Source organism: Acinetobacter sp. GN11 (assembly GCF_054823985.1).
The window spans coordinates 1-8,516 of the sequence record NZ_JRVL01000162.1 but is presented as its reverse complement, the minus strand read 5'-3'; the positions used below and the strand labels follow the sequence as shown (position 1 = coordinate 8,516).

Annotated in this window: 11 protein-coding genes; 5 read left to right on the top strand and 6 right to left on the bottom strand. The window is 37.5% G+C overall.

Annotated features, from left to right (window positions below; all coding sequences use genetic code 11):
• Positions 1-53 precede the first annotated feature (53 nt).
• Positions 54-248 carry a hypothetical protein gene (locus NL42_RS14055; protein WP_461313196.1) on the top strand — a complete coding sequence of 65 codons (195 nt, stop codon included), beginning with the start codon at positions 54-56 and terminating at the stop codon, positions 246-248.
• Positions 249-309: 61 nt separating this feature from the next.
• Here NL42_RS14055 and NL42_RS14050 read toward each other — a convergent pair whose 3' ends face one another.
• On the bottom strand, positions 310-873 hold the full coding sequence (locus NL42_RS14050; protein ID WP_461313195.1) for an FxsA family protein: 564 nt from the start codon (positions 871-873) through the stop codon (positions 310-312).
• A 501-nt stretch (positions 874-1,374) separates the two neighbouring features.
• Here NL42_RS14050 and blaOXA point away from each other — a divergent pair.
• Positions 1,375-2,193, top strand: a complete 819-nt coding sequence (gene blaOXA / locus NL42_RS14045; protein WP_461313198.1) for an OXA-213 family carbapenem-hydrolyzing class D beta-lactamase — start codon at positions 1,375-1,377, stop codon at positions 2,191-2,193.
• A gap of 77 nt (positions 2,194-2,270) precedes the next feature.
• Here the strand turns inward: blaOXA and NL42_RS14040 are convergent, their stop codons facing one another.
• Positions 2,271-2,816 carry a GNAT family N-acetyltransferase gene (locus NL42_RS14040; RefSeq protein WP_461313194.1) on the bottom strand — a complete coding sequence of 182 codons (546 nt, stop codon included), beginning with the start codon at positions 2,814-2,816 and terminating at the stop codon, positions 2,271-2,273.
• Entirely contained in the window at positions 2,813-3,406 is a 594-nt protein-coding gene (locus NL42_RS14035) for a helix-turn-helix domain-containing protein (RefSeq protein ID WP_461313193.1), read from the bottom strand. The genes NL42_RS14040 and NL42_RS14035 overlap by 4 nt, the downstream gene beginning before the upstream one ends.
• Before the next feature lie 238 nt (positions 3,407-3,644).
• On the opposite strand from NL42_RS14035, the gene ruvC reads away from it, so the two are divergent.
• Positions 3,645-4,190: a crossover junction endodeoxyribonuclease RuvC gene (gene ruvC / locus NL42_RS14030; RefSeq protein ID WP_016138349.1), complete on the top strand. Its 546-nt coding sequence runs from the start codon at positions 3,645-3,647 to the stop codon at positions 4,188-4,190.
• Between the two features lie 5 nt (positions 4,191-4,195).
• Here ruvC and NL42_RS14025 read toward each other — a convergent pair whose 3' ends face one another.
• Positions 4,196-5,656: an NAD(P)H-hydrate dehydratase gene (locus NL42_RS14025; RefSeq protein ID WP_461313192.1), complete on the bottom strand. Its 1,461-nt coding sequence runs from the start codon at positions 5,654-5,656 to the stop codon at positions 4,196-4,198.
• Positions 5,657-5,682: 26 nt separating this feature from the next.
• Here NL42_RS14025 and queG point away from each other — a divergent pair, with 26 nt between their 5' ends.
• Positions 5,683-6,783 (top strand): tRNA epoxyqueuosine(34) reductase QueG, encoded by a 1,101-nt coding sequence (gene queG, locus NL42_RS14020; RefSeq protein WP_461313197.1) that lies wholly within the window; start codon positions 5,683-5,685, stop codon positions 6,781-6,783.
• 87 nt (positions 6,784-6,870) lie between these two features.
• Entirely contained in the window at positions 6,871-7,860 is a 990-nt protein-coding gene (bioB, locus tag NL42_RS14015) for a biotin synthase BioB (RefSeq protein ID WP_004642579.1), read from the top strand.
• 46 nt (positions 7,861-7,906) lie between these two features.
• Here bioB and NL42_RS14010 read toward each other — a convergent pair whose 3' ends face one another.
• Both NL42_RS14010 and NL42_RS14005 read right to left on the bottom strand, forming a co-directional pair.
• A complete protein-coding gene (locus tag NL42_RS14010; protein ID WP_005304605.1) occupies positions 7,907-8,119 on the bottom strand; it encodes a hypothetical protein in 213 nt (70 codons plus the stop codon).
• A 63-nt stretch (positions 8,120-8,182) separates the two neighbouring features.
• Positions 8,183-8,516, bottom strand: a 334-nt coding sequence (locus NL42_RS14005) for a hypothetical protein (RefSeq protein ID WP_461313191.1), incomplete at its 5' end; no start/stop codon positions are given.

Below are 8,516 nucleotides of genomic sequence, written 5' to 3'. Positions count from 1 at the left end.
ATTTTGCCAAATTTGCTAAAATAAGCGAATAATCTCACATTTTAGGCAATTGCATGTCTCATACACAGCTCATTAATAAGGGTGGCTTTCGCGAAAGAGCAAACCGAAGTCGAGGTTATCAACAATCTGAAAACAAGCAAACCGCTCTACCTTCAAATAAATATCAACCGCAGTCGAAACCACAAGAAGAAACTCAATTAGAGATAGACGATAGTGATTCATCTACTTCAGTTTCTCAGCATAAATAATAATTTAAAAATAAAAAAAAGCTTAAACCTTATGGGTTTAAGCTTTTTCATAACACGCTTATTAATCTTTATTTTTATGCTCTATTTTTTTGTGGTCTGGAGTAACATCTCTCGCTTCACCATCAATAATGTTTGAATCATGGTATTGGCCTTGGCTACCGCCCTGCTGATTCTGCATATCTTGCATTTGACGCATTAAATCAGCAAATGGATTTTGTCCCGAAGCATTGTCGCCCATACCACCCATCATTTTATTCATCATAGCTTGTTGGCGTTTAGCAAGAGTTCTCATCGCTATATTACGAAATGCGGTTTGAACACCAGGGATCAAAATTAAAACCGCCAAAACATCAGATACGAGGCCTGGCAACATTAATAAGAAACCTGCAAAAGCATAAGCAAGTTTTTTAGTTACTGTTGGGTCACTACCAAGCTGGCCTGTCATCTGCATTTGCTGTAATTGAGGCATGATACCAGCAGTACTTCTGCGAATAAGCCCAAAACCAATAAAGAAAGCAATAATGAACCAAAAGAACACATACCATCCACTGATGAACTGTGCTACGCCAATCCATACGGCAATTTCAACAATCGCGCCCAGAACCACAATAAGAAGTAAATTCATTTAAAACTTTATCTATCTCAAAAAGAAAATTCATTGCAGTTTTATTTGACCTAACCCTATCTAAGTTTCCAATAAGGATTAAGCATTTCTCTTAACTCTGATTGTTCTGTCTAATTTCTAAAAAATTAACAAAAGCTATTACATCGATAAGAGTCTGCAATACTGGAGTACATTTGATTTTAACTCGATAAAAACAAACATGCTTTCTTATTAATGAGTGCTGTATCAACTTTATCAAGTGCCACTTTAATTAGATTTTAAATTTTTTACTCTATTGGAGTGAAAATCTCTTCAAAAAGAACGTATTTAGTTAAATAAAATCTTATTTACTTAGCAAAGTTAGAAGTATTCCTTTGTTTACGCTGTACTTGTAGGGAACTTTAAAAGTCATACTGACATAGAGACCATCCTAACTAGCTTACATTTTATCTATCTAAAAACAGTTCTACTCAAGTTAAATTAATTAATATCACTTCAAATTAAACCTAGTCAAAGTTATGTATAAAAAAAGTCCTTGTCGTGGTAACAACTACTCTATTTTTATCTGCCTGTTCTTCTAATACGGTAAAACAACATCAAATACACTCTATTTCTGCCAATCAAAATTCAGAAGAAATTAAATCACTGTTTGATCAGGCGCAGACTACGGGGGTTTTGGTGATTAAGCGTGGGCAAACAGAAGAAATTTATGGTAATAATCTTAAAAGAGCATCAACCGAATATGTTCCCGCCTCTACTTTCAAAATGCTAAATGCTTTAATTGGACTTGAACATCATAAGGTAACGACAACTGAAGTATTTAAACGGGATGGGCAAAAGCGTTTATTTCCTGATTGGGAAAAAGACATGACACTGGGCGATGCCATGAAAGCTTCTGCTATTCCTGTTTATCAAGAGTTAGCCCGACGAATTGGTCTTGATCTTATGGTTAAAGAGGTAAAACGTATTGGTTTCGGTAATGCGGATATTGGTTCAAAAGTAGATAATTTTTGGCTTCTCGGTCCACTTAAAATTACACCTGAGCAAGAAACCCAATTTGCTTATAAATTGGCTAATAAAACTCTTCCATTTAGTAAAAATGTACAAGAACAAGTCCAATCAATGGTGTTCATAGAAGAAAAAAATGGACGTAAAATTTACGCAAAAAGTGGTTGGGGATTGGATGTTGAACCACAAGTTGGTTGGTTAACAGGCTGGGTCGTTCAACCACAAGGAGAAATTGTGGCATTCTCACTCAATTTAGAAATGAAAAAAGGAATTCCTAATTCTATTCGAAAAGAAATTGCTTATAAAGGATTAGAACGACTCGGTGTTTTATAATTTAGGCTCTATAGCCCTGTTTTTATTTCATCATAAACTGGGCTATTTTCTTAAACTTGAGATTTGAGCTTTATGATTTACCCATCAACTGGCTGCTTTGGCGTATTTAAATTTAGCTGATAAAAAGCAGCATCGAGCCATTCTCCAAACTTAAAACCGACTTGTTTAAAAGTGCCTGCATGAATAAAGCCCATTTTTTCATGTAAACCTATGCTTGCCTGATTAGTCGCATCAATACAACCAATCAATACATGTAACTCGCCCTCTTGAGCACGCTGAATCAACTCTTGCATTAAAATTTTGCTTAGTCCACAACCACGATGTTCGTGATGAATATAAATACTATGTTCAACGGTATATTTATAGGCAGGAAAAGCCCTAAAGGTTCCCCAGCTCGCAAAACCCAATAACTTGTCAGTCTCATCAACAATCCCAATCACGGGAAAACCATTTTGTCTTTTAACCGCGAACCAATTTTTCATCGACTCTTCGGAGCGCGGTAAATAGTCATATAGAGCAGTAGAGTTGATAATTGCTTCATTCAAAATCTCTAAAATAGCTACTGAATGTTCTGCTTCATTACAATCAATTAAACGAAAATTCGAATTGAGGGAATAGGTCATAAAGATTCCTTAACGGCAGAGACGAGTTGACTAGAGACGACTAAAATGTAGCGAGCGACTTGAGATGAATTATTGCTGTATATAACGGGCTGGTTGAGTTGCATTGCCAAGCAATCCCCTTTACTTAAAGCATAAGAAGATTCACCTAATTGAATATCAATTTTCCCTTCAACTACCCAGAGTTGCTGTTGTACTACCTTTGAGGTTTCACTAATTTCATAAGTAATTCGTGAGTGAGGGGGAAATTCAATTTCAACAATTTGAAATGGAGTCTTCCAATTTGGAGGTGAAATTTGACGGCGAATATAGCCAGTTTCTGGGTCTTTCCATTCTGATTGTTGAGTACGGCGGACAATAGGCTGAGGTGATTGATCACTTTGTTGGTTAGCGAAGAGTTGAGTTAAAGGCACGCCTAAACCATTTGCTAGCTTCTCAAGAACGACTGCTGTTGGACTCGCCTCACCTCTTTCAATCAAAGAAATTGCAGAGCGGCTTACTTGACATCGTGTAGCAAGAACATCAAGAGTATATCCACGAGCTAAACGCAATTCACGTACTTGTTGTGCGATGCGAATATTAATATCTTCCATACACCCACAAACTTCTATTCCAAAATTATAGATAAATATTCCACTAAACTAGAATATTGTCAATTATTAAAGAATTTCATTGTTTGGAAAATTTTGAAACCTATTCTTCTTAGTCACCCAAATAGAATCTATTTAAAAAACGAAAAATAACCACTCATAGGTGACTTACTTAAATAACTCATGCACATCGTATTTTGGTATGTAACAATACCTTTAAATTATTTATGTAAGCCTTCGCATGTCTTTGATTATTGGGATTGATCCTGGTTCACGCTTAACAGGTTATGGAATCATCGAGAAAGATGGTAGCAAACTACGTTTTATCGATGCAGGTACGATCCGAACAGAAACTAAGGAAATGCCCGAACGCTTAAAACGTATTTTTGCTGGTATTGAACGTATTGTTAAATTTCATGGTCCAACTGAAGCTGCCGTCGAGCAAGTCTTTATGGCTCAAAACCCAGACTCTGCTTTAAAACTGGGACAAGCTCGTGGTGCTGCCATAGCCGCATTAGTTAATTTAGATTTACAAGTTGCAGAATATACCGCCCGTCAAATTAAACAGTCCGTAGTTGGTTATGGCGCTGCGGATAAAGAACAAGTACAAATGATGGTCATGCGATTACTTAACCTGACCGTTAAACCTCAATCCGATGCAGCCGATGCACTAGCAGCAGCAATTTGCCATGCTCATGCATCTGGGAGTATGAGTAAACTATCTGTCCTTAATGCCTTAGGTGGTATGGCACGTGGCCGAAGCCGCTCTAGCAGTCGTAGACGTTAAACTTATTAATTTACAACCTGAGTAATTGCTTCATTCATTTGATAAGCCTGTAAACCTCGCATACCTTGTTTTGCAAGTTGATCTCCTGCCTGAGCATGAAGAGTAACAATCTCATGTAATGCAATACCTTTGTGGAACTGGGCTTTTAAGCTTGCAATCATTCCAGCCAGTACATCTCCCATTCCACCAGTTCCCATACCAGCATTACCTTCGGTACAAATATACAAGTCATCCTCTAAAATTAAGCTACCCGCTCCTTTAAGTACCCACTGACCTGCATATTTATGTTGCAAAGCATAAATTGCAGCAATTCGGTCATTTTCAATTTGCGCTGTAGAACAACCAAGTAAGGTAGCAGCCTCTCCTGGATGAGGTGTTAAATATAATAAATGCGCATTCAATTTCTGAGGCTGTTTAGCTAGAAACCATAAAGCATCTGCATCTAAAACAGTTTGTAGGTGGGTACTCTGATTTAACAAATTAAACCATTGTTGATAAATTTGCTGTGCCCAGTCATCTCGCCCTAGCCCCATTCCAAAACATACAGCATCAACTTGAGATAAAATCTCTCTAATATTTTCTTCATCTAAAGCATTAATATCACGGAGCATCATATTAGGAGCCCGAGACAAAATAGCTTGATGATGCTTTTGATGACAAATCACGGTCACCTTGCCTGCACCTGCATGAAAAGCAGCTTCGGCAGCCATAATCACAGCACCGCCCATCTGTTCATGTCCACCAACCACTAAAACATGCCCATAACTCCCTTTATGACCAAATGCCATACGTTTAGGAAGTTTAATATTTATGGGTGCCAAATAAGCTAACGGCTTTAGTTCTTGGTCGATAGGAATTAAATCGATTAAATGAAGTTCGCCTGTATATTCTTTACCTTGACCTGTAAATAATCCGGCTTTAAGTCCTAAAACAGGAAAGGTATGATCAGCTCGTATTGCACAAGGCAAGGTACAACCTGTATTTGCATGTAAACCACTCGGTATATCAATCGAAATTTTTAAGCCAGATTGTTCATTAAATTGTTGAATAGCCTGTTGCCAATTAGTATTTAATTCGCGATTTAAGCCTATGCCAAATAGAGCATCGATATGGCAATCGAATGTTCTTTTAATATCAAAATTTGAATGAATTTGAACTTTCTTTTCTATAGCAAATTGCGCAGCACAATGTAAATCAGTTGACTCACCCAATTGAGCCGCAAATATTTCAACGTAAAATCCAGCTTGTTTTAGATAACTTGCTATAAAGTAGCCATCACCTGCGTTATTGCCTTGCCCACACCAAACAGCAATCTCATTAATAGTACGATCTTTAAAAAGCTTGATGAACTGCTGAGCGATTGACCAAGCTGCTTGTTGCATTAAACCTAATGAAGAGTTTTGTGCAGCAAACCAACGTTGCTCCCATGCTCGAATATCATCGCTATGGTAAACTACAGCCTGCATATTATTATCCTCTTGCATTTTGGTTTATGACATCTTCCGATACATCACGCATTGCAGTGCAACAACTTGATCCTCATGAATTAAAAGCATGGATCAAAGCTCAAGCATTAGACTTAGGTTTTGCTGATTGTGTCATTGCAAAACCAGATGCTCAAGAGCAAATGCCACGTTTTTTAGAATATCTTGAACGTGGTTATCATGCAGACATGACCTATTTAGAAGAAAATCTAGAAAAACGAGCCGACCCTACATTATTAGTTCCCGGCACAAAAAGTATTATTTGTGTTCGTATGAATTATCTTGTGGAATCTCCAAAACCTCGATATGTACCTTTCGAACCGAACTCTGCAATTATTGCTCGTTATGCACGTGGCCGTGATTACCATAAAGTCATGCGTGGCAGATTGAAAACTTTAGCAACACGAATTCGTGAAAAAGTCGGCGATTTTGAATCTCGTCCTTTTGCCGATTCGGCGCCTATTTTTGAAAAATCTTTGGCTGAAAGTGCAGGCATGGGTTGGACAGGTAAACATACTTTGCTCATTCACAAAAAATCAGGTTCTTTTTTTGTATTAGGCGAGCTCTTTACATCACTCGATTTACCTTTCGATGAACCTGCAACAGCACATTGTGGTTCTTGTAGCGCTTGTATTGATATTTGCCCGACACAAGCGATTGTCGAGCCTTATATGCTAGATGCAAGGCGTTGCATTGCTTATTTAACTATCGAATACAAAGGAATTATTGCTGAAGAATTACGTGCAGGTATTGGTAATCGAATTTTTGGTTGTGACGACTGCCAATTAATTTGCCCGTGGAACGGTTTTGCCAAAACTGCGTCAATTAGCGATTTCAATCCTAGAAATGGATTAGACAACATTAGTCTACTGGATATCTGGCAATGGGATGAAACCACTTTTTTAGCAAATACAGAAGGCAGCCCAATTCGCCGGACAGGTTATCAATCGTTTAAACGTAATATTGCCATTGGATTAGGAAATGCTCCTTATTCAAAAGAAATTGTAGATCAGCTACACAAAGGCAAAAATTTACATGACGAAATCGTCAATGTGCATATTGATTGGGCAATTGAACAGCAACTTAATCAACTTCAGCTATCAAATTAAAAAAATGATGTTTTTTGCCCTATAGCTTTAATACGAATTCTGTATGATTATGTGTAGTGAATTAATGCCATCATCATGGATATGACAATGACTCTACGTAATGATTGGAATCGTGAAGAAATCCAAGCTTTATATGAACAACCCTTTTTGGATTTAGTTTTCAAGGCTCAGCAAGTACATCGCGAGCACTTCACTGCCAATGCGATTCAGGTCAGCACCCTTTTATCTATTAAAACAGGTAAATGCCCTGAAGATTGCAAGTACTGCTCACAATCGGCACATTACGAATCAAAATTAGAAGCAGAAAAACGTATTGCTGTTGAAAAAGTGATTAGCGAAGCAAAAGCTGCAAAAGATTCAGGTTCTTCACGTTTTTGTATGGGTGCTGCTTGGCGTAACCCACATGAGCGCGATATGCCTTATGTATTAGAAATGGTACGTGAAGTAAAAGCTTTAGGTTTGGAAACTTGCATGACTTTAGGCATGCTTAACCAATCTCAAGCAGAGCGCCTACAAGTTGCTGGTTTAGATTATTACAATCACAACCTAGATACATCTCGTGAGTACTACTCTCACATCATTAGCACACGTACTTTTGATGATCGTTTAAATACATTAGATTATGTTCGCCAAGCTGGTATGAAAGTTTGTAGTGGCGGTATTGTAGGTTTAGGCGAAAGCCGTGATGACCGTGTTGGTTTATTGCATGAATTAGCGACCCTACCAATTCATCCTGAATCAGTACCAATTAACATGCTTGTTCCAATTGAAGGAACGCCGTTAGCAGATGTTGAAAAGCTTGATGTAATTGAGTGGATCCGCACTATTGCTGTTGCACGCATTATTATGCCGCATAGCTATATTCGTTTATCTGCTGGTCGTGAGTCATTAAGTGATTCAGATCAAGCATTAGCATTTATGGCAGGTGCGAACTCATTATTCTCTGGTGATAAGTTACTTACCACACCAAATGCAGGTGAAGGTAAAGATCAAGCTTTGTTTAATAAGCTAGGCTTAACTGCAGAAAAACCAAAACCAACAGTTGCTGACTTATCAGTAAATGCCATGAGTGCATAACTTAAGACAGTAAAATAAAAAGCCCTGATTGTTCAGGGCTTTTTATTTAAACAGAAGTAACTAAAATTCCGTAAGTGGCATTAAGAAATGTTCCTACCCGAATAATGTCTTTTCCTGCTGCATGCGTTACAGACAATTCTTGGCTCAATACATCAAAATTAAAAGAATCGAAAACATCTTGATGGTGTAAGAGCCAAGTCACCGTATCTGCTATCTTATCATCCGCAATATAAGTTAAGGCCTTAAAGTCTTTACTCATAAATAACTCTTAAAAATAAATTTTATGAATTTTATATGAGTTCACTCTACCTTAAAAGCAAATCTAAGCTGCTTTAGGGTTCACTAAAGAGCGACCTGACAATAAGCTTGTCAAAGCTTGTGGTGAAAACTCTAATGAGAGTACATGATTCTTGAGATTAACTGAGTGCTTACTAATCAATGGAAGCAACCCTTCTTCTGTTTCAAAGACGTATTCATCTGCAATATTTAAGATACCCTCAAGATTAGTTGTACTTGAGGCAAGATCATGACTAAAGATGTCATAAATCGTTTGTAAGTTAAACGTTGTCTGCTGCTCCGTTGGGTGCTTAATAAGATAATCTTTTAAAAACAGAACGAGTTTATGAGCAAAGAAAAAGTAATTAGGTTTATAGCTA